The sequence below is a fragment of the Nonomuraea sp. NPDC049378 genome, assembly GCF_055586745.1.
This window is the reverse complement of sequence record NZ_JBVJHP010000029.1, coordinates 1-18,474: the sequence shown is the minus strand read 5'-3', so window position 1 is coordinate 18,474 and position 18,474 is coordinate 1. Positions and strand designations below refer to the sequence as shown.

Genomic DNA, 18,474 nt, shown 5'->3' with positions numbered 1-18,474 from the left:
GCGCGTCGATCACGTAACACGCCCACGCGTCGGGATATATCCCGTTAATGTGCATGAGGTCCGTCCCAGCCATCACAGGAGTCATCCCCCTCATGCCGAACGCCGAGCCGCTGCGCCCAGACGATCCAGAGGCGATCGCGGCCTACCGGCTCGTCGGGCGGCTCGGCGAGGGCGGCCAGGGCACCGTCTACCTCGGACAGGCTCCCGACGGCCGGCCGGTGGCCGTCAAGGTGCTGCGCCAGTCCGTCGCCGGGGGCAACGGCTTCGCCAAGGAGATCGCCGCGGCCCGGCGCGTGGAGCCGTTCTGCATCGCGCAGGTGCTCGACGCCTCCATGAGCGGGCGTCCGTACATCGTCAGCGAGTACGTCGAAGGCCCGTCCCTGCAGGACGCGGGCCCCCATCGCGGCGCCGATCTGCAGCGCCTGGCGGTCAGCACGGCCACGGCGCTGGCCGCCATCCACGAGGCCGGGGTCGTCCACCGCGACTTCAAGCCCTCCAACGTGCTGCTCGGACGGGACGGGCCGCGCGTCGTCGACTTCGGCATCGCCCGGCTCGCCGACTCCGCGGTCACCGTGACCAGCAGCGTGGTCGGGACGCCCGCGTACATGGCCCCCGAGCAGCTGGCGGGCGCGTACGTCGGACCGGCTGCGGACGTCTTCGCCTGGGCGGCGGTCATGGTGTTCGCGGGGACGGGCACGCCGCCGTTCGGCGAGGACTCGCTGCCCGCGGTCATCAACCGGGTGCTCAACCAGGAACCGTTCCTCGGCGACCTGCCGGAGCCGCTGCGCCAGGTCGTGTACGCCTGCCTGGCCAAGGACCCGGACGCCCGCCCGCGGATGCGGGACGTCCTGCTGCACCTGCTCGGCGGGTCACGGCCCGGCCGTCCGGCGGAGGGCGGCGATCCGCGCCGCACGCTTCCGCCGCGGCGCGCACGAGCGCGGGTGCCGTTGGTCGCCGCCGTTTCCGGGGCGGTCGCCGTGTGCCTGGCGGCCGGCGCCGTCGTGTACACCGCCTCGGCGGACAGGAGTCCCGCCCCGCCGGTGCTGGCCGCCGGCTCCAGCGAGCCGTCCCCCTCCGCCACCACCACGCCCCGGCGCGAGAGGACCGCCCCGCCCAGAAGAAAGGCGCGTACTCCATCGGCCGCTCCCGAGACCACGCGCTCGCGCACCGCCAAGCAGCCGTCACGGGAGCGCACCGCCACGCAGCCGTCACGGGAGCGCACCGCCGCCCGGCGAACGCCCACGAGCACGCCGGAGCCGACGAGGAGGCCGGCGACCAGGCGGCCGTCGCCCACCCCGAGCAAGCAGCGCGCGAAGGCCGCGTCGTTCACCCTCGCCTACGTCCGGGTCGCCGGCTCGTCCAAGATCAACAGCGAGGGTGTCACCTGTTACACGGGCTCGCTGGGCTTCGGCATCGGGCTGGACGCGTCCGAGACGGGAGCCCCGTTCTCCTACCAGTGGGTGGTCGACGGCCAGGTGGTGGAGAGCGGCTCCAGGCGCATCCCGTCCCACGCCAGGTCCGACTATTTCGGTTCGAAGAAGCAGATCAGCCCCGACCTAGGGACCGAGCACACGGTCGTCTTCCAGCTCACGTCGCCGGTGCGGAAGAGCCGGTCCACCTCGTGGACCATGTGCTGACCGCCGGACGCGGCGTCAGCCGAGCTTCTTCGCCAGGGTCTCGAACGCCAGGTCGTCACGCATGGGCACGCCGAACCGCTCGTCGCCGTACGGGAAGGGCGACAGCTCGCCGGTGCGGACGTAGCCGCGGCGCACGTACCAGGCGATGAGGTCCTCGCGCTGGACGATCACCGTCATCCGCAGCTCGCCGGCGCCCCACTCGTCGCGGGCGAGCCGCTCGGCCTCGGCGAGCAGCGCCCGACCCGTGCCCGCGCCCTGCAGGTCGGGCGCGACGGCGAACGTCCCGAAGTAGGCGTGGCCGTCATGGCGTTCGAGCTGGCAGCACCCCACCATGACGCCGTCGGCCTCGGCGACGATCACGGTCGTGGACGGATCGTCGATCATCTCGGTCACCATCGCCGCGTCCACGCGCTGTCCCTGGAGGAGGTCCGCCTCACCGGTCCACCCGCTCCTGCTCGTCTCTCCCCGGTACGCCGACTGCACCAGGTCGACCAGCGCGGGGACGTCGGAACGGCGGGCCGGGCGGAAGGTGTGCTCGCGGGGACTGCTCATGCTCATACTCCGGAAACGTACCCGGGAACTTCCCGCGCGGTCGCCCGCGATCAGGAGACGGCCACCCCGAGCAGGTGGCCCAGCCCGAAGGTGACGGACGCCGCCCCCACGCCCAGCACGAGCTGGCGCAGCCCGCCCAGCCACCACGGCCGCGCCGTCATCCGCGCCACCGCCGCCCCGAACCCGAACAACGCCAGCACGCTCAGCACCACGGCCACCGCCAGCCCTGACGCTCCGAAGAGGAAGGGCGCCAGCGGCACCAGCGCCCCGGCCGCGAACGCGCAGAACGAGGACCCCGCGGCCACGTACGGCGAGGGCAGGTCGTCGGGATCCACGCCCAGCTCCTCGCGGACGTGCACCCGCAACGCCTGCTCGGGATCGGCGGACAGCCCCTCGGCCACCCGGTGCGCCAGCGCGGGGTCGAGCCCGCGCGCCTGGTAGAGAGCCGCCAGCTCGGCCAGCTCGCCCTTGGGGTTCCTGACCAGCTCCTGCCGCTCGACGGCGATCTCCGCCCGCATCAGCTCGGTCTGGGACTTCACGGACGTGTACTCCCCGGCCGCCATGGAACACGCGCCGGCGACGAGACCGGCGAACCCCGCCAGCACCGCGCCGCGCCCCGCGCCCGCCGCGCCCACGACCCCGGCGATCAACGCGAAATTGGACACGAGCCCGTCCATCGCCCCGAACACGGCCGGCCGCAGCCAGCCGCCGGTGACGTCCCGGTGGCTGTGATGCTTCTCGGGCGAGTACGGCCGGGCGAGCTCGACGGTCATGCAATTCCTCCGCTTTCGGGTGCCTTATCCGGAAATGTAGGCATATGTCGCCAAGATCCGCAACGAAGGAAAGCCTTCCCTGGCCAGGCATTCCGCCGCCAGAACGGCTCGGCGGGCGCGGTCCGGCGGTGCCCGCCGGCCTCCGCCGGCCTCCGCCGGCCGCGCGGCAGCCGCGCGGCCGGCGTGCGGCCGGCGTGCGGCCGTGGTGGCGGCTAGCGCGCGGGCCTCCCGCCGGCGTCGACGTCGATCACCACGCGGTCGGAGTAGGTTCGCCGCTCGGTACGGAGCACCGCGAGCTTGTCGTCCATGACCGGGAAGACATGGACGGGTGTCAGGGTGATCCGCGCCTTCCGGCCGCCCTTTCCCCGGACCCGGTCGACGTCGATCTCGAGATGGCCGTAGTGCTTGCCGCCCGAGAGCAGCCGCGGCGTCCCGCCGGCGACGTCCCACACCTCGGGCTCGCCCTGGTCAGCCGTCCACCGGCTGAACGCGTTGTACGCCAGGGGCGGGCTGTCGAGCGTGGGGCCGTCCCTGCGCACGCCCCGCAGGCCGTCGCCCGAGACACCCACGTCGTAGTAGTGCACACCGGTGCCGTCGCCGTCCGTGTCGACGAAACTCCGCTCGAACATCTCGCTGTGCCCGGAGATGACGGCGCTCACCCCGTACCGTTCGAACAGGGGATGGTAGACCCGCATCGGGGTGCCGCCCTGGCCCGAGGTCAGCGCGTGGTTCATGGGCAGGCCGTGCTCCCCGCTGCTGTAGGGGACGTGGTGGAACTGCACGAGCACGATCTGACCCGCTGCCCTGGCATCGCGGAGCTGCTGCTCCACCCACGTCCATTGCCGGCCGCCCGGGCTGTAGTCCGACAGGTCACGGCCGCCGGCCGCCTCGTACTCCGAGCGCGTGAAGTTCTCCTGGGTGTCGGTGCCCGGTCCGGTGTACTCGCGGCCGGTCAGCTTCTCCTCGGGCGGGTAGCTCGCCGCGCTGTCATCCGGTTCGCCGTTGTTGCTGTCGAGCGTCAGCACGGTGACCGGCCCGTAGTCGATGCGGTGGTAGTTGTCGCGGTGCTCCGGCGTTCCGTTGGGCGGCGCGTCGAAGTAGGCGTGGAACTTGGCGCGCGATCGTACGACCGGCGTGCGGTCCTCCGGCGTGCCGTACCCGCCGTTGATCGCCCCGAAGCTCTCCCAGTTCCCGAACGCGGGGATGATGGGCACGCCGGTCAGCAGGTCGCCGGAGGCGCCGGCGGTGTGACGGAAGAACTCGTCCCAGCCGGGCTGGTAACCGCCGCCCTGGACGAGGTCTCCGGTGAAGAGCACCGCGTCGGGCGATCTGCCGCGCACGACGGCGAGGTTGCGGCGCAGGCCCTCGTCCTCGGTGAGCGGATAGCGCAGGACGCGCGTCCCGGACAGGACCGTGGTGCCGTACGTTCGGTCCCAGAGCGCGTCAGCATCGGCCGGGGGCCGGCCGGCGGCGCCGGCGCCCGGCGCCCACTCCCGGCGCTGGACGCGCCCGCGCGGCTCGGTCTCGGAGTCGGACATGGCGATCAGCCTGATGTGCTGCCAGCGGTCGGCGGCCGGGGCGGTGCGGAAGCGGCCGCGGAAGGTCTTCCCGCCCTGTTCCACCGTGTAGTGGTACCGGGCGCCCGGTCGCAGGCCGCTCACCTGCCTGGAGTGCTTGTAGCTGTCCGGCCCTCCGAGCCATGATCCCTGCTCCAGCCCGGGGATCTCCTGGGTGAGCTCCACGGCCGTGTAGGCCAGGTCCGGCTGCGGCTCGCCGGCGACCCGTGCGACCTGGCGGCCCGGGAGGCCCGGCCCGCGGACGGTCAACCGGCCCGGCTCGCCGTCCTCGGTGAACCAGGTGATGGTGATGCCCGAGGAACTCGGGCTCTGCAGATACGGAAGGATGCGGAAGTCCGCCTGCCGGGTGGCCGCCGTGGCCTGACCGGTCAGGGTCCCCGCCGGAAGGAGGGCCGCGGTGAGCGCCGCGGCGCACAGTCTCGTTCGCCTGAGCATGTGCGGACCTTTCAGTGCTTCAGCGCGACGTCGCCGACGACGATGCGGTGGTCGGAGTACGGTGTCGAGACGACCCAGCCGGACGTGGGGCCGACCCTGAAGTGACGGCGGTCCACGAAGATGTAGTCGATCTTCCGGTTGCTCTCGTAGGGCCGGTGGTAGTCGTCGGGCAGGCCCTCGGCGCCCATGGTCCACTCGCCCTGGCGGTGGGGGCACGCCTCCGTCCCGAGGTGCCATCGCCTGATGTTGCCGCGCCAGCGCGGGTCCGCTCCGTCGACCTCGTCGAAGACCCCGGTCCCGCCGCACCTGGCGTAGAAGTGGGAGAGCGAGGGCAGGAACGGCAACTCGTTCAGGTCGCCGAGCAGGGCGACCGGCATCCGGGCGGCCATCGGCGTGATGGTGTCGGCGATCAGCTTCGACTGGGCGTAGTTGATGGAGCGGCCGTAATGGGGGTCGGCGGCGATGTCCGGGTCGTCGGGGAAGGAGTCCTCGTTGATGATGACCAGGGGCACCTCGGTATGGGTCACGCACGCGCGCACGGCCGCCGCGCGGGGCACGTGGACGTCGCCGCAGACGAGCTTGCGGAACCGCTGGCGATAGTGGTAGCCGAGATCCAGGTACGGCGTGTCACCGAACATCACCCGGTCGGACGGGTGCTTGCTCAGCAGTCCCATGACGTACCAGCCGCCGGGATTGACGTCCGGGTCGTGGCAGTTGGGGATGTCGTGGTTCGTCACGACGACCTGCTCGGTGAGGCCGCCGTAGCCCGGCTTCGCCTTCAGCCGGTCCCGCAACGCGACCCACTGCGTGTAGCACATCTCGTTGAGAGAGATGATCTCGGCGCCCTGCTCGTAGATCTTCGTCGCGGCGTCGTCGATCGGGGCGCCCGTGCTCCCGCCGTTGAAGCCGTTTCCGGCGAAGTTGAAGTCCAGCATCCGGATCCTGCGCTCGGCCTTGCCGGCCGGAGCGGCGTCCGACGATTCCGCGGCGGCGACGGCGGGCGTCGCCAGGAGTAATGCGGCAGCTGCCACGATCGCGGTGAGTCCGAATCTCATGGTGCGTCTCCCGGGGGGTGAGTTCCGCTCGAACATTCCTGTCTAGACCAGTATTTGGCGGAAACGTAACACCGCGTGGCGGGAGTGACAAGGGGGAGGCGTGCGCAGGAAGGGCGCCGGGCAGCTCGCGGTGCGGGCCCGCCGGGCCGGGGTCAGCCGGCGGCCGGAGGCCGGCTGACGTGCATCTGGATGACGTAGCGATCGCCGCGGTAGAGCGAGCGGCCGAACTCGACCACGTTGCCCATGTTGTCCACGGCGACCCGCTCCACGAGGAACGCCGGGTCATAGTCCGGCACCTCCAGCCGTCTGGCCTCCGACCGGCTCAGCCGGGCGATGGAGACGGTCTGCTCCGCGGTCTCCAGCCGCACGCCGAACAGGCGTCCCAGGAGCTCGAAGAGCGAGTCGTCCCGTCCCATCTCGGAGAGCAGGCCAGGGAACCGCGCGGCGGACAGGTTCGTGCGCTCAAGCGCCATGGGGACGCCGTCGGCGGTCCGCACCCGCTCGATGGAGTGGACCGGATCGCCGGTGGCGAGGCCGAGGCGGGCCGCGATGTCGCGCGGCGCGGGCCGGGTGCGGCCGCGGTAGCTCTTGGCGCCGGGAACCATCCCGCGCATCCGCATGTCCTCGCTGAAGGAGCGGAAGTTCTCCGAGTGGGTGAGGGTGGGCTGCTGCACGAACGTGCCCCGCCCCGCCACGCGCCTGACCAGCCCGCGCGCCTCCAGGTCGTTGATCACTCCGCGGACCGTCATCCTGGCCACGCCGAACCGCTCGGCGAGGACGCGTTCGGAGGGGAGCAGGGCGCCGTCGCGCATGTCGAGCACCAGCGCGGTGAGGACGTCCTGGATGTGCTTGCCCTTCGGGCCTCCCTCTCCCGCGGAGAACACCTCTGGTGCGACATCACGCGGTTCGTGTCGCGGCCTCGCCACCGCCGGCTCCCTCCCAGTCCTGTCGGCGCACCATCTTATGGCCTCGCGCCTGTTGACTTACGGTCTATACCAGTATTACGTTCCAGACCATCGCATGAGCGCCCGATATGGAGAAATGCGTATGTTTCGTACACGGCGCGGCTTGATCGCGGCTGCCGGGATGCTGGCCATGACTCTGTCGGCCTGCGCCCCGAGCGCCCCCGAAGGGCAGACGAGCTCCGGCACCACCTCCGAACAGGTCACTCTCGACGTCTGGGGATGGCGCCAGGAGGACGTCGCCGCCTACGAGAAGATCTTCAAGATCTACGAAGACGCCCATCCGGGCGTGAAGGTGAAGTACGTGCCCTACAAGGCCGACGAGTACGACACCATCCTGCGGACAGGGCTCAGCGACGCCAACGGCCCCGACGTCGCCCAGCTGCGCTCGTACGGGTTGCTCCAGCCGCTCGTCGCCGCCAAGAGCCTGGTCCCCCTGGACGGCCAGGTCCAGGAGCTGGCCGGCTTCCCGGAGCCGGTCCTCGACGGCGCCCGCGGCGAGCGCGACAAGCGGGTGTACGGCGTGCCGTTCGCCATCCAGACCCTGCACGTCATCTACGACAAAGCCCTCTTCGGCAAGCACGGGCTGACCCCGCCGAAGACCTGGGACGAGATGATCGCGGCCTTCGACAAGCTGGCGGCGGCCGGCCTCGTCCCGCTCGCGACGACGGTGACCGACACGTGGATGCTCCCCATCCAGCAGGAGATCTTCGGCGCGACGAGCTACGGCGGCCACGACTACCTCAGCAAGATGCTGGCCGGGCAGGCCACGTTCACCGACCGGCCCTGGGTGGACTCGCTGACGAAGTGGAAGAGCACGAGCAAGTACTGGCCCGAGCAGTACGAGGGCGTGAGCTACGTCGACGCCCAGGCGCTGTTCACCTCCGGGCGGGCGGCGATGTTCCCCGGAGGGGTCTGGGAGCTGGCGGTCTTCGAGAAAACCAACCCGGAACTCGAGCTGGGCATCTTCAACGTCCCACCGCCGCCGGGCGCGGCGGCCACCCGGACGCTCGTCCCCGGCTACGTCGACGGCTCGTTCGGCGTCTCGGCCAAGTCCCCCCACCAGAAGGCAGCCATGGACCTGGTGCGCTGGATGGCCTCCCCCGAGTTCGGCCAGGCGTTCTCCACCGAGCTCCGGCAGATCTCGGCGGTGCCGGGCGTGCGGCCCCAGGACCCGCTGCTCGCCCAGGCGCTGGCCGCCTACCAGGCCGACCCCAGCCCGTACGTCACCTACGCGTACTTCTCCGGCGGCTCGCCGACCGCCTGGGACCTGGCCTCGGAGGCGTTCTCGACGTTCGTCACCGGGCGCTCCGGCGCCGAGGACGCCGCCGAACACGTACAGCAAGGTGTGGACCAGTGGTTCGAGCCGACCCAGTGACCGCCGAGCGCCCCGAGCCGGCGCGCCACCGTACCGGCCACCCGGCCGGCTACCGGGCCGGCCGCACCTCCCCGGCCTGGATCGCGGCGTTCTGCCTGCCGGCCCTCGTGCTCTACGGCATGTTCGTCGTCGTCCCGCTGGTCACGGCCTTCTACTACGGCCTGTTCCGGTGGGAAGGCATCCGCCAGGGGGAGTTCGCCGGGCTCGGCAACTATCTCGAGGTGCTGACCAGGTATCCGCTCAACCAGGAGATTCCCGCCGCGCTCTGGCACAACGTGCTGTTCTTCGCCGGCACGATGGCCATCCAGAACACCGTCGGCCTCGGCCTCGCGGTGCTGCTGTACCGCAACCCCCGCGGCAAGCGCTTCCTCCAGACGATCTTCTCCCTGCCGTACCTCATCAGCCCGCTGATCGTCGGATACGTCTGGTCCCTGCTGCTGAGCCCCACGTTCGGGCCGATCAACTTCCTGCTGCGGGCGGCCGGCCTGGACGCGTGGGCCCGGCCGTGGCTCGGCGACCCCGACACGGCGCTCCCCGTCCTGGTCCTGGTGAACGCCTGGCAGTGGATCGGCGGCCCGATGCTGATCTTTCTCGCCGCGCTGGGCGGCATCCCCAGGGAACTGGAGGAGGCCGCCGCGATGGACGGCGCCTCCCCGTTCCGGGCCTTCTGGAGCGTGCGGTTCCCGCTCCTCATGCCCGCGGTCGGGGTCATCACCGTGCTGACCTTCATCGGCTGCTTCAACCTCTTCGACCTGGTCTACGCGCTCGGCGGATCGGACGGCGGCCCTGGCGGCGCGATGGACGTGCTGGGCCTGCTCTACTACCGCACGGCCTTCGAGGGCGGCACGAACGCGATCGGGGAGTCCTCCGCGCTCGCCATCATGATCTTCATCCTCGTCTTCGGCGCCTCCGCGGTCCTGGAGCGCTTCCTGCGGCGCCGGGAGGTGACCTCGTGACCACGAGACGCCGGGGCCTACGGGTCCTGGTCGTCCACGCCCTGCTGTGGTCCTACGCCGCGGTCGCGTTCGGCCCGCTCCTCCTGGTGGCGATCGGCTCGTTCCGCACCAACGCCGACATCCTGCGGCAGCCGGTCGGGCTGCCGGAGTCGCTCATGCTCGACAACTACCTGCGGGCCTGGGAGACCGCGTCGATCTCCACGTACTTCGCCAACTCGCTCCTGGTCACCGTCGGCGCCGTCACGCTGTGCGTGGCGGTGTCGGCCACGGCCGCCTACGCGCTGTCGCGCTGGCGGTTTCGCGGGCGCGCGCTCCTGGCCGCCTTCTTCCTGTCAGGGCTGATGATCCCGGCCAAACTCGGTCTGCTCCCGGTCTTCTACATGTACCTGTCCATGGGGCTGATCGACACGCGGCCCGGCCTGATGCTGCTGTACGCGGCGAGCGGCGTGCCCTTCTCGATCTTCGTGATCATGGGTTTCATGCGGGGGCTGCCCACCGGACTCGAAGAGGCCGCCCGCCTGGACGGCGCGAACGAGGGACGGCTCTTCGTGTCGATCGCGCTGCCGCTCATGCGACCGGCCCTGGCCGTGGTCACCGTCTTCCAGTTCGCGCCCACGTGGAACGACTTCTTCTACCCGCTCGTCCTGTTGCGCAGCGACTCCAAGTACACCGTCCCCGTCGGCCTGACCCGCTTCTTCGGCGAGTTCGCCACCGACCGGGCGACGCTCTTCGCCGGGCTGGTGATCGCCCTCGTGCCGCTGGCCCTGGTGTTCGCGCTCGCGACCAAGCAGATCATCGCCGGGCTGACGGCAGGGATGTCCCGTTGACGGCGGATCACAAGGCCCGCATCAGCATCGACGGCGGCAAGTCCGAGCTTCGCCTGCTCGTGAGCACCGGCCGGGACCGGCAGTACGGCGTCGGGCCTGGCATGTCGTACGAGCCGGGCGAGGACGGCGTCGCCCGCATCCTCGGCAGCGTCCGGGCCGCCGCCGAGGCGGTCCGCCTGCCCGCGGAGGCGGCAGGCGTGGCCGCCGGCCTCACCGGGGTCCCCGGCGACCCGGCGGCGAGGCGCCGGCTGGTCTCCCTCCTCGAGGAGTTCTTCGGATGCCCGGCCCTCGTCGTGGAGGACAGCCTGCTCGCCCACGCCGGGGCCCTGGAGGGCGCGGGCACGGTGTTGTGCGTGGGCACCGGGACCACCGTTCTCGCGGTCGGCGACTCCGGGCGCAGCGTCAGGATCGACGGCTGGGGGCCGCTGCTGGGGGACCGCGGCAGCGCCCACGCCATCGGCCTGGCCGGGCTGCGCGCCGCCACGGCGGCCCACGACGGCGTGGGGCCGGCGACCGAGCTGGCCGACCGGCTCGTCGCGGAACTGGGCGGCACGGATCTGGCCGGCCTGCAGCGCTTCTACCGGGACGCCGCGCTGGTCGCGCGGACCGCCGCCTTCGCGCGTGCCGTCCTGGAGGCCGCGGAACGCGACGCGGTGGCCCGCGGCATCTGCGTCGAGGCGGCCGAGGCCCTCGCCGCCGCCGCGGCGGCGGCGGTGTCCCGCCTGCCGGACGCGGGCCGGCGGGTCTCCTACAACGGGCGCCTCCTGGCTCCCGGCAACCTCCTGCACACTGCTCTGGTCGCGAGTCTGTCCGGCCGCGGGCTGGACCTGGTCGCGCCGCTCGCCACATCTCTGGAAGGTGGATTGACCTTGCTCCGTTCGCAAGAACCGTATCGAGGCCTGCTGCGGCGGCTCACCACCCAGCCGGGAGGCCAGGCGTGAGGGCCGGGCACGGCGCCGAGCGACTCGACGTCGTCGTGGGCGAGGCCATGGGCGGGTACGCCGACCGGACGGAGGGCATCACCGCCACCCTCGACCCGCTGGAGGTCCACGCCGTCACCTTCACCGACGGCGGGCACCGGTTCGCGTTGATCGTCGCCGACATCGTGTGCGTGAACACCGATGTGGTGGAGCGGATCCGGGCCGCCGTCGGTGACCTGGGCGTCGACTCCTGCTGGGTGGCGGCGACGCACACCCACGCGAGCCCGGAGGCCGGATGCGTCCCCGGGGGCGCACCGACCCCTGCCTCGCTGGCCGAACGCCTGGTCCGCGCGTCGCTCCAGGCCGTCAGGGCCGCGCTCGCCGACGAGCGGGACGCGCGGCTCCACACCGTACGGGCGGATGTCCCGAACCTGGGCGGGCGGCGCGCGTTCCCGGACCGCCACGCCGCCGACCTGCCGGTCGACGCGCTCGTCGTCTCGTCCCCCGCGGGAGAGACCGTCGGCGTCATCGTGGTCTCGCCCGTGCATCCCACGGTGCTCCCGGCGGGCAACAGCGGCGCCGGCGCGGACCTCACCGGCGGCATCCGCCGTGCCCTCCAGGCCGGTGACCGGTGGATCGTGGTGGCGACCGGCGCCGCGGGCGACATCAGCACGCGGCACACGCGGCAGGCGCGGGACCGGGCGGAGATCGATCGGCTCGGCATGCTGGTGGCCGAGCGGCTCCCCGTCGCGGCGCCCCCCACGGGTGAGCCGGGGGAGGCGCCCGTCCTCGCACCGGCTTCCGTCCGGGTCGAGCTCGCGCCCAAGCGGCCCGAGGAGTTCGCCGCCGCCATCGCCGCGGCGGCGGACGCCCAGGGCGCCGGCGAACGCCACCGGAGCGTGGTCCACCAGGGCCGGCGAATCGCCCGTGATCTCCAGAGCCGGGGGCGCACACGACCCTACGAGATCGAGGTCCAGGCGATCCGGCTCGGCGACGTCACCCTCGTGGCCGTGCCGGGCGAGCTCTTCCTCGACCTGGGCGAGGCCGTCCGCGCGGAGTTCCCTGCGCACGCTTCACCCGTCGTCCTCGGCTACGCCAACGGCTACCTGGGCTACCTGCCCAGCCGCGGCACTCCGGCCACGTACGAGACCCTCGTCAGCCCGGTCGCGGAGGGCAGCGGCGAGCGCGTCGTGGCGGCCGCGGTCCATGCCGTCGAGACATCGGGAAGGAAGGGACGCTCCATGGCCGGATCACAGTTCGCAGCCCGTGCCGGGTCACTCGTGGACCAGGTGGTGACGACGCAGATGGCCGCCATTCACCAGGCGGCCGAGCTCGTCGCCGGCTCGATGGCCGCCGGCGGGGTGCTCCAGGCGTTCGCCACCGGGCACTCGCGGGCGGTCGCGCTGGAGCTCACCGGTCGCGCCGGCGGCCTGGCGGCCGTGAGCATGCTCGCGGTCAAGGACCTGGTGATGTTCGGGGGCGTGGACCCGGCGCTCATCCTGGATCCGGCGTACGAGCGCACGCCCGGCCTCGCCGAGCGGATCTACACGCTGGCGCGGCCGGAACCGGCCGACGTGTTCCTGATCGTGTCGAACTCCGGCCTCAACGCGGCGGTCGTCGAGATGGCGAGGCTCGCCCGCGGCAACGGCCATCGCGTGATCGCGCTCACGTCGCTCGAACACACCCGCTCGTCGTTCGCGCGAAAGGCGGGGGGAGCACGCCTGGCCGATCTCGCGGACGTCGTGATCGACAACTGTGCCCCGGCCGGCGACGCCACGGTCGAGCTCGGCCCCGGGGCGCGCGTCGGCGCGGTCTCCTCCTTCACGGGGGTGCTCATAGCGCAGGTGCTCGCCGAGCTCGTCTGCAGGAAGCTGCTCGAACGAGGTGCCGACCTCCCGGTGTTCGTCTCGGCGAACCTGGCGAGCGGCGACGACCACAACGCCGCGCTGTACGAGCGCTATCGCGAACGCGTGCGCCCGCTCGAGCCGTAGCCCGCGGTGCGCGGCGCGGACGTCCTCGGGAGCGGCGCGCTCGAGGACACGCGCCGCTACCGGCGGGCTGCTGGGGGGCGTCCCCGGCGGACGCAGGGGACGCCGCGCTCTTTCAGGCGTGGGCCGGGGTGGTGACGGCGCCGGAGGTGTCGGCCTGCCGGCCGTGGATCATGGCGTCGCAGTCGGCGATGGTCTCCTCCAGGAGCCGGCGCAGCAGCGCGTCCGGGTCGGGGATGCAGGCCTGCACGATGCCGACCACCGACAGTTGCACCGCGTTGGGCGCGGCGTACCGGCGAAAGCCCTTCTGCGTGATCCTGGCCGCGCGGCTGAAGCGGCGCGCCTGCTCGGCCGCGTGCGGGACATCCTCCAGCACCCGCACGCTCGACTCGCTGAGCCGCCCCGACGGGGCGCCGTCGAGCCTGGCCAGCATCTCCTCGGCCGCCAGCACCGACACCGCCAGCGCGAGCTGGCGCTCGGCCGCCGCCACCGGCAGCGCCGTGGTGGCGCAGCGCAGCGCGATCCGCGCGTCCACGCGCAGGTCGTCGCTGGCCAGGCCGATGATGGACGGAACCAGGTGGACGAGGCCGGCCCGGCTCTCGTCGCCGGTGTTGTCGTTGACCAGGCGGGCGAGCGCGGCCAGCAACGGGTGTGTGCAGGCCGGATGGTCGCTCCAGCGCTCTCCGGCCAGATATGAGGCCAGCTCCATGAAACAGGCACCGCGTTTCGGGTTGCGATGTCTGCCTCGGGACAGAACCGGCATGTGATCAAGGTGATAGTCCACGGGTGCTCCACTGCTCCACGCGATCGCCGTCTATCCAGTCTGCGTTGTCGTGCGGCTGAAAGCCATGGGTTTTCGACCTGCGGTTCCCCTACCCAGCACGCCCGCCGTCTACCGGCTTCGTTCACCGGGCCGTGACGAAGACCGCGACCGTGCGGGCCGGGACCGACAGGGTCGCGGTGGCCGGGTCGAACGCCGAGCTCCGCACCACCGCGTCGCCGGAGCACCCCTGCACGGGATGGAGCGACACGGCCTGTCCCGCCAGGCCGGGCATCGCCTGCGCGTGCGTGTACGGCGTCGCGTTGAACACGACGGTGACGGACGTCCAGCGCGGGTCGAGGCCCGTCGTGTCGATGCGCATGGCGATCACGCCCTCCGCCGAGGCGGGGAACGTCAACCGCCGCCGCACCTCGGCCGCCGAGCCCAGGGCGAACGCCGGTGACGACGCCCTGATCCGCAGCAGCTCGCCGAACCCGGCCCGGCAGGCGTTGACGGCCGCGCAGTCAGGGCGCAGCGCCGGGTCTTCGAGCAGGGGTCTCGCGTACGGCCACGCGGCCTCGTTGGCCGCCCTGGGCGGCAGGCCGGCGCCGAAGCCGTTGCCCGCCGAGCAGTCCCACAACAGCCGGTTGAACCAGTCGCCCGAGTCGTAGGAGTTGCGGTCAAGCGACTTCGACCGCAGCCGCTCGCTGCCCGCGTGCACGAACGCCGTCCCCTGCGCCAGCACCACGGTGGCCAGCGAGAGCACCTGCATGCGCACCCGGTCGGCCATCGGCGTCCGCTGCGGCAGCTTGTACGCCAGCGCGTCGAACAGCGTCTCGTTGTCGTGCGCGTCGACGTACGCCACCGCCTCGCCCGGCGCGGCGGTGTAGCCGGCGGGCGAGCCGTTGTAGCCGACCTCGGAGCCCTTCCTGCCCGAGGGCAGGACGTAGTCGCGCAGGCTGCCGCTCAGCCCCACCTTGACCAGTTCCGTGCAGGCGGCCAGCCTGGCCCGCTGCTCCTCCTCGGTGCCGTTGGCCGGTGCGCCGTTGGGCGCGCCCGCGAGGCCGGAGCCGAAGCCCTGCACGCGCGGGTCGGCGTCGAACGGGCCGCCGCCGCGCACCGCGTCGCGCAGCCGGTCGCTGAACGTGCCGATGCCGGTGCCGGCCAGATTCGCCTGCGTGGCCTGCTCGAACCTGGCGTCGTAGGCCACCTCGCCGAAGTTCCAGCCCTCGCCGTACAGGATGATCGACTTTCCGTCGACGCCGTCCCTCCCGGGGGTCAGCCGGTCGAGGGCCGCGCGGACGGCGAGCATGCCGGCCTTCGGGTGGTGGCCCATCAGGTCGAAGCGGAAACCGTCGATCTTGTACCGGGTGGCCCACGTGACGACGGAGTCGACGACCAGCCTGCCCATCATGGTGTGCTCGGGCGCGGTGCCGGGGCAGCACGTGGAGGTGGCGACCGTGCCGTCGTCGAGCAGCCGGTGGTAGTAGCCGGGCACGATCGGGTCGAGCACCTCGGTGGAGTGGGTGTGGTTGTAGACGACGTCCATCACCACGCGCAGCCCGGCCCGGTTGAGCCCGGCGACCATGCCGCGGAACTCTCTCGTGCGCTCGTCGGGGTCCGTCGCGTACGAGCCCTCGGGCACCGTGTAGTGCAGCGGGTCGTACCCCCAGTTGAAGGAGTCTTTCGCCGCGGTCCTCGCCACGCACTCCTGCTGCCGCTCGGACGCCGGCGGGAACGCGGCCAGATCGCAGCCGGGCTCGGTGCGGTCGGCCCTCCGCTCGGGCACGGTGGCGAAGTCGAAGACCGGCAGCAGGTGCACGTGGGTCAGCCCGTCCGCGGCCAGCGCACGCAGCTCCCGCATCCCGGCGCCGTCGCCGCCGAAGGCCGCGTACGTGCCGCGCAGCGCGGCGGGGACGGTGGCGTCGGAGGCGGAGAAGTCGCGTACGTGCAGCTCGTAGATGGACGCCCGGTGCTGCGGCACGGCCGCGGGCTTGACCAGCCGGTCCCAGCCGCGCGGCTTGTGCGCGGCGCTTTCCAGGCTGACGAGCCTGCTGCGCCCGCCGTCGGGGGCGACGGCCAGGCCGTACGGGTCGGTGACTTCGTTCGTCACGATCCTGCCCTCCCTGGGGGAGTAGACCGTGACGAGGAACGTGTACTCGCGGCCCAGCCACGTCGGCAGCCCGCGCACCGACCAGACGCCGGTCCGATCGTCGCGCCGCATCCGGCGCACGCGGCGCCGGTCGGTGCCGGGCGCGTAGAGCGCCAGCTCGACCGTGCGGGCGGTCGGCGCCCACAACGACAACGACGGGATCATCCGCCCCGCAGGGCCCAGCCTGGCGGTGGCGGCCTCGGCGTAGACGTCGTCGAGCACGCCGGGCAGCTGCACGCCGGTCGCCGCCAGCAGCTCGCCCGCGGCGTCGCGCTCCACGGCCACGATCTGGCCGCGCAGAGCGTCCTTCACCAGGCCGGCGTCGCGAGGGTCCACCTTGAGCGCGGTGAAGGAGGCCAGGTGGGGCCAGCGGCGTCGCTGCTCCTCGCTCATCGTGCCGGGCGCGAGCCGGATGAGCCGCGGGTCGCCGGTCAGCTCGCCCTCGTCGAGGGCGATGTCGCCGCCGGCGCTGCAGGCGAGCGCGTGCCGCAGCGACGGCTCGACGCGCCAGGCCACCGTGTCGCGGTCGATCCAGCAGGCTCTCGCCGCGGTCAGGTCGACGTCCGCGCGCGGGGATCGTGGCCGGTCGCCTTCGGCGCCGGTGCGAGCCGGCCGACGGCGGATCACGCGGAACCCCGCATCCCCACTCCCGATGTTCACCCTGTGCAATCGTGAGATTACCATTCATGTCGGGCTCGGGCGGAACGCCTGAGCGACCTGGCGGCCGGCGTCGCTTGCAATCATTTCTGGAAATTTCTGCAACGCCACGTCCGGTTCCCTGCTCGTCCGGCGGCGGTGGCACGCCGTCCGGCCGTCCGCCATGGGGAAACGGCTCTGCCCGCACCTGCGGAAACGCCTGCGGGTGCGGCGAATGGCGGGCCCGAGGCCGCGCGTGCGGATCAATGTAACAACTTGCAGAAATCTTGCGTCCCCATCTATCCGAGAACGCCGCCTCGGCGTAACCTCCGGCGTACCCCGACCTCTGATACAGACAGCTGTGAGGACAAGGACATGCGACGACTCTTAGCGGCCTCGGCCGTGGCGGCGCTCACCCTGACGGCCACCGCCTGCGGCGGCGGGGGTGGTGAGGCCGCCGCTCCCACCGCCTCCGTCACCGACCCGTCGAAGATCACCGGCGAGCTGACCTGGTGGGACACGACCAGGCCCGACAGCGAGGGCCCGACGTTCCAGGCGTTGATCAAGGAGTTCGAGGCGCAATACCCCGGCATCAAGGTCAAATATGTGAACGTGCCGTCCGACCAGGCCCAGAACCAGTTCCAGACGGCCGCGCAGGCCGGCACCGGCGCGCCCGACGTGATCCGCTCCGAGGTGGCGTGGACACCGCAGTTCGCCTCGCTGGGCTATCTGCAGCCCCTTGACGGCACCCGGGCGGTGGAGGACGGGTCCGACTTCCTGCCCGGGCCGCTGAGCAGCACCAAGTACACCGGCAAGACCTATGCCGTGCCGCAGGTCACCGACACGCTGGCGTTGATCTACAACAAGCGGCTGCTGAAGGAGGCCGGCCACGAGGAGCCGCCCAGGACGATCGCCGAGCTGAAGCAGGCCGCCCTCGACGTCAAGGACAAGACCGACGCCGACGGCCTGGCGCTCAACGTCGACTCCTACTTCCTGCTGCCGTTCATGTACGGCGAGGGCGGCGACCTGCTCGACGTGCAGAGCAAGAAGATCGTGGTCAACTCGCCGGCCAACGTGAAGGCCATCGAGACGGTGGCCGACCTGATCAACTCCGGCGCCGCGCCCAAGCCGGCCACGACCGACAGCTACGCCAACGCCATGACGGCCCTCAAGGAGGGCAAGGCGGCCATGATCTACAACGGGCCGTGGGCGCTGTCGGAGATCTACCAGGGCAAGGAGTTCAAGGACAAGTCCAACCTCGGCATCGCCCCCGTCCCGGCCGGCTCGGTCAAGGCAGGGGCTCCGACGGGAGGCTGGAACCTCGCGATCTACGCCGGGTCGAAGAACATCCCGGCCGCGTACGAGTTCGTACGGTTCATGACCACGGCCAAGGCCCAGGCGAAGATCGCCAAGGAGATCAGCCTGCTGCCCACCCGCACCTCCGCCTACGCCGACCCCGACGTTCAGGGCAACCCGGACGTCGCGGTGTTCAAGCCGATCATGGACACCGCCGTGCCGCGCCCGTGGATCCCCGAGGGCGGGCAGCTGTTCCAGCCGCTGCTGGAGGGCTACCAGTCGCTCGTGGGCGGCCAGGTCACGCCCGCCGACATGCTCAAGAAGGTCGACGAGCAGTACCACGGGATCATGAAGGACTGGAGCTGACCGGTGGCAGTCTCGACCGGACGGGCTCCGGGGGGGGGGGGGGGGGGGGGGGGGGGGGGGGGGGGGGGGGGAAAGGGGGGGGGGGGGGGGGGGGGGGGCGGGGTGGGAGGGGGGGGGGGGGGGGGGGGGGGGGGGAAGAAGGGGGGGGGGGGGGGGGAGGCACAGATCGTTGTCACACCCCCCAGGGGGAGGGGGAACCCTTCC

At 72.0% G+C, this 18,474-nt stretch carries 14 protein-coding genes; 7 read left to right on the top strand and 7 right to left on the bottom strand.

Going from position 1 to position 18,474, the window contains the following annotated elements:
• Positions 1–92 precede the first annotated feature (92 nt).
• On the top strand, positions 93–1,637 hold the full coding sequence (locus tag ACZ6SA_RS42825) for a serine/threonine protein kinase (protein WP_465834814.1): 1,545 nt from the start codon (positions 93–95) through the stop codon (positions 1,635–1,637).
• Between the two features lie 15 nt (positions 1,638–1,652).
• Here ACZ6SA_RS42825 and ACZ6SA_RS42820 read toward each other — a convergent pair whose 3' ends face one another.
• The 5 genes from ACZ6SA_RS42820 to ACZ6SA_RS42800 form a co-directional block, all read right to left on the bottom strand.
• Positions 1,653–2,195, bottom strand: coding sequence for a GNAT family N-acetyltransferase (locus ACZ6SA_RS42820; protein ID WP_347644869.1), 543 nt, complete (start codon positions 2,193–2,195; stop codon positions 1,653–1,655).
• Between the two features lie 44 nt (positions 2,196–2,239).
• Complete coding sequence (locus ACZ6SA_RS42815) at positions 2,240–2,962, bottom strand: VIT1/CCC1 transporter family protein (protein ID WP_347644870.1); 723 nt, start codon at positions 2,960–2,962, stop codon at positions 2,240–2,242.
• 212 nt (positions 2,963–3,174) lie between these two features.
• Positions 3,175–4,974 (bottom strand): metallophosphoesterase family protein, encoded by a 1,800-nt coding sequence (locus ACZ6SA_RS42810; RefSeq protein WP_465834811.1) that lies wholly within the window; start codon positions 4,972–4,974, stop codon positions 3,175–3,177.
• Between the two features lie 11 nt (positions 4,975–4,985).
• Positions 4,986–6,029 (bottom strand): endonuclease/exonuclease/phosphatase family protein, encoded by a 1,044-nt coding sequence (locus ACZ6SA_RS42805; protein ID WP_465834809.1) that lies wholly within the window; start codon positions 6,027–6,029, stop codon positions 4,986–4,988.
• A gap of 152 nt (positions 6,030–6,181) precedes the next feature.
• Positions 6,182–6,955: a GntR family transcriptional regulator gene (locus ACZ6SA_RS42800; protein WP_347644873.1), complete on the bottom strand. Its 774-nt coding sequence runs from the start codon at positions 6,953–6,955 to the stop codon at positions 6,182–6,184.
• Positions 6,956–7,124: 169 nt separating this feature from the next.
• Here ACZ6SA_RS42800 and ACZ6SA_RS42795 point away from each other — a divergent pair, with 169 nt between their 5' ends.
• Genes ACZ6SA_RS42795 through ACZ6SA_RS42775 form a run of 5 tightly spaced genes read left to right on the top strand, consistent with a single transcriptional unit; the run spans position 7,125 to position 13,063 of the window.
• Positions 7,125–8,369, top strand: a complete 1,245-nt coding sequence (locus tag ACZ6SA_RS42795) for an ABC transporter substrate-binding protein (protein WP_465834807.1) — start codon at positions 7,125–7,127, stop codon at positions 8,367–8,369.
• Complete coding sequence (locus tag ACZ6SA_RS42790; RefSeq protein ID WP_465834805.1) at positions 8,348–9,325, top strand: carbohydrate ABC transporter permease; 978 nt, start codon at positions 8,348–8,350, stop codon at positions 9,323–9,325. Before ACZ6SA_RS42795 ends, ACZ6SA_RS42790 begins: the two co-directional genes overlap by 22 nt.
• A complete protein-coding gene (locus ACZ6SA_RS42785) occupies positions 9,322–10,152 on the top strand; it encodes a carbohydrate ABC transporter permease (protein ID WP_465834803.1) in 831 nt (276 codons plus the stop codon). Before ACZ6SA_RS42790 ends, ACZ6SA_RS42785 begins: the two co-directional genes overlap by 4 nt.
• Positions 10,149–11,093, top strand: coding sequence for an N-acetylglucosamine kinase (locus tag ACZ6SA_RS42780; protein WP_465834801.1), 945 nt, complete (start codon positions 10,149–10,151; stop codon positions 11,091–11,093). The genes ACZ6SA_RS42785 and ACZ6SA_RS42780 overlap by 4 nt, the downstream gene beginning before the upstream one ends.
• On the top strand, positions 11,090–13,063 hold the full coding sequence (locus ACZ6SA_RS42775; RefSeq protein WP_465834799.1) for a sugar isomerase domain-containing protein: 1,974 nt from the start codon (positions 11,090–11,092) through the stop codon (positions 13,061–13,063). Before ACZ6SA_RS42780 ends, ACZ6SA_RS42775 begins: the two co-directional genes overlap by 4 nt.
• Before the next feature lie 112 nt (positions 13,064–13,175).
• Here ACZ6SA_RS42775 and ACZ6SA_RS42770 read toward each other — a convergent pair whose 3' ends face one another.
• Together ACZ6SA_RS42770 and pulA are read right to left on the bottom strand one after the other, a co-directional pair.
• A complete protein-coding gene (locus ACZ6SA_RS42770; RefSeq protein WP_347644879.1) occupies positions 13,176–13,769 on the bottom strand; it encodes a hypothetical protein in 594 nt (197 codons plus the stop codon).
• 196 nt (positions 13,770–13,965) lie between these two features.
• The gene (gene pulA, locus ACZ6SA_RS42765) at positions 13,966–16,599 is read right to left on the bottom strand and encodes a pullulanase-type alpha-1,6-glucosidase (protein WP_465834797.1); all 2,634 of its coding nucleotides are present in this window, start codon (positions 16,597–16,599) and stop codon (positions 13,966–13,968) included.
• A gap of 384 nt (positions 16,600–16,983) precedes the next feature.
• Here pulA and ACZ6SA_RS42760 point away from each other — a divergent pair, with 384 nt between their 5' ends.
• Positions 16,984–18,270 (top strand): extracellular solute-binding protein, encoded by a 1,287-nt coding sequence (locus tag ACZ6SA_RS42760; RefSeq protein WP_347644881.1) that lies wholly within the window; start codon positions 16,984–16,986, stop codon positions 18,268–18,270.
• Positions 18,271–18,474 lie beyond the last annotated feature (204 nt).

Coding starts and splice junctions, on each gene's coding strand:
- ACZ6SA_RS42770 (WP_347644879.1), bottom strand. CDS start 13,769: ATGGAGCTGGCCTCATATCTGGCCGGAGAGCGCTGGAGCGACCATCCG.
- ACZ6SA_RS42810 (WP_465834811.1), bottom strand. CDS start 4,974: ATGCTCAGGCGAACGAGACTGTGCGCCGCGGCGCTCACCGCGGCCCTC.
- ACZ6SA_RS42815 (WP_347644870.1), bottom strand. CDS start 2,962: ATGACCGTCGAGCTCGCCCGGCCGTACTCGCCCGAGAAGCATCACAGC.
- ACZ6SA_RS42820 (WP_347644869.1), bottom strand. CDS start 2,195: ATGAGCATGAGCAGTCCCCGCGAGCACACCTTCCGCCCGGCCCGCCGT.
- ACZ6SA_RS42805 (WP_465834809.1), bottom strand. CDS start 6,029: ATGAGATTCGGACTCACCGCGATCGTGGCAGCTGCCGCATTACTCCTG.
- ACZ6SA_RS42760 (WP_347644881.1), top strand. CDS start 16,984: ATGCGACGACTCTTAGCGGCCTCGGCCGTGGCGGCGCTCACCCTGACG.
- ACZ6SA_RS42825 (WP_465834814.1), top strand. CDS start 93: ATGCCGAACGCCGAGCCGCTGCGCCCAGACGATCCAGAGGCGATCGCG.
- ACZ6SA_RS42795 (WP_465834807.1), top strand. CDS start 7,125: ATGACTCTGTCGGCCTGCGCCCCGAGCGCCCCCGAAGGGCAGACGAGC.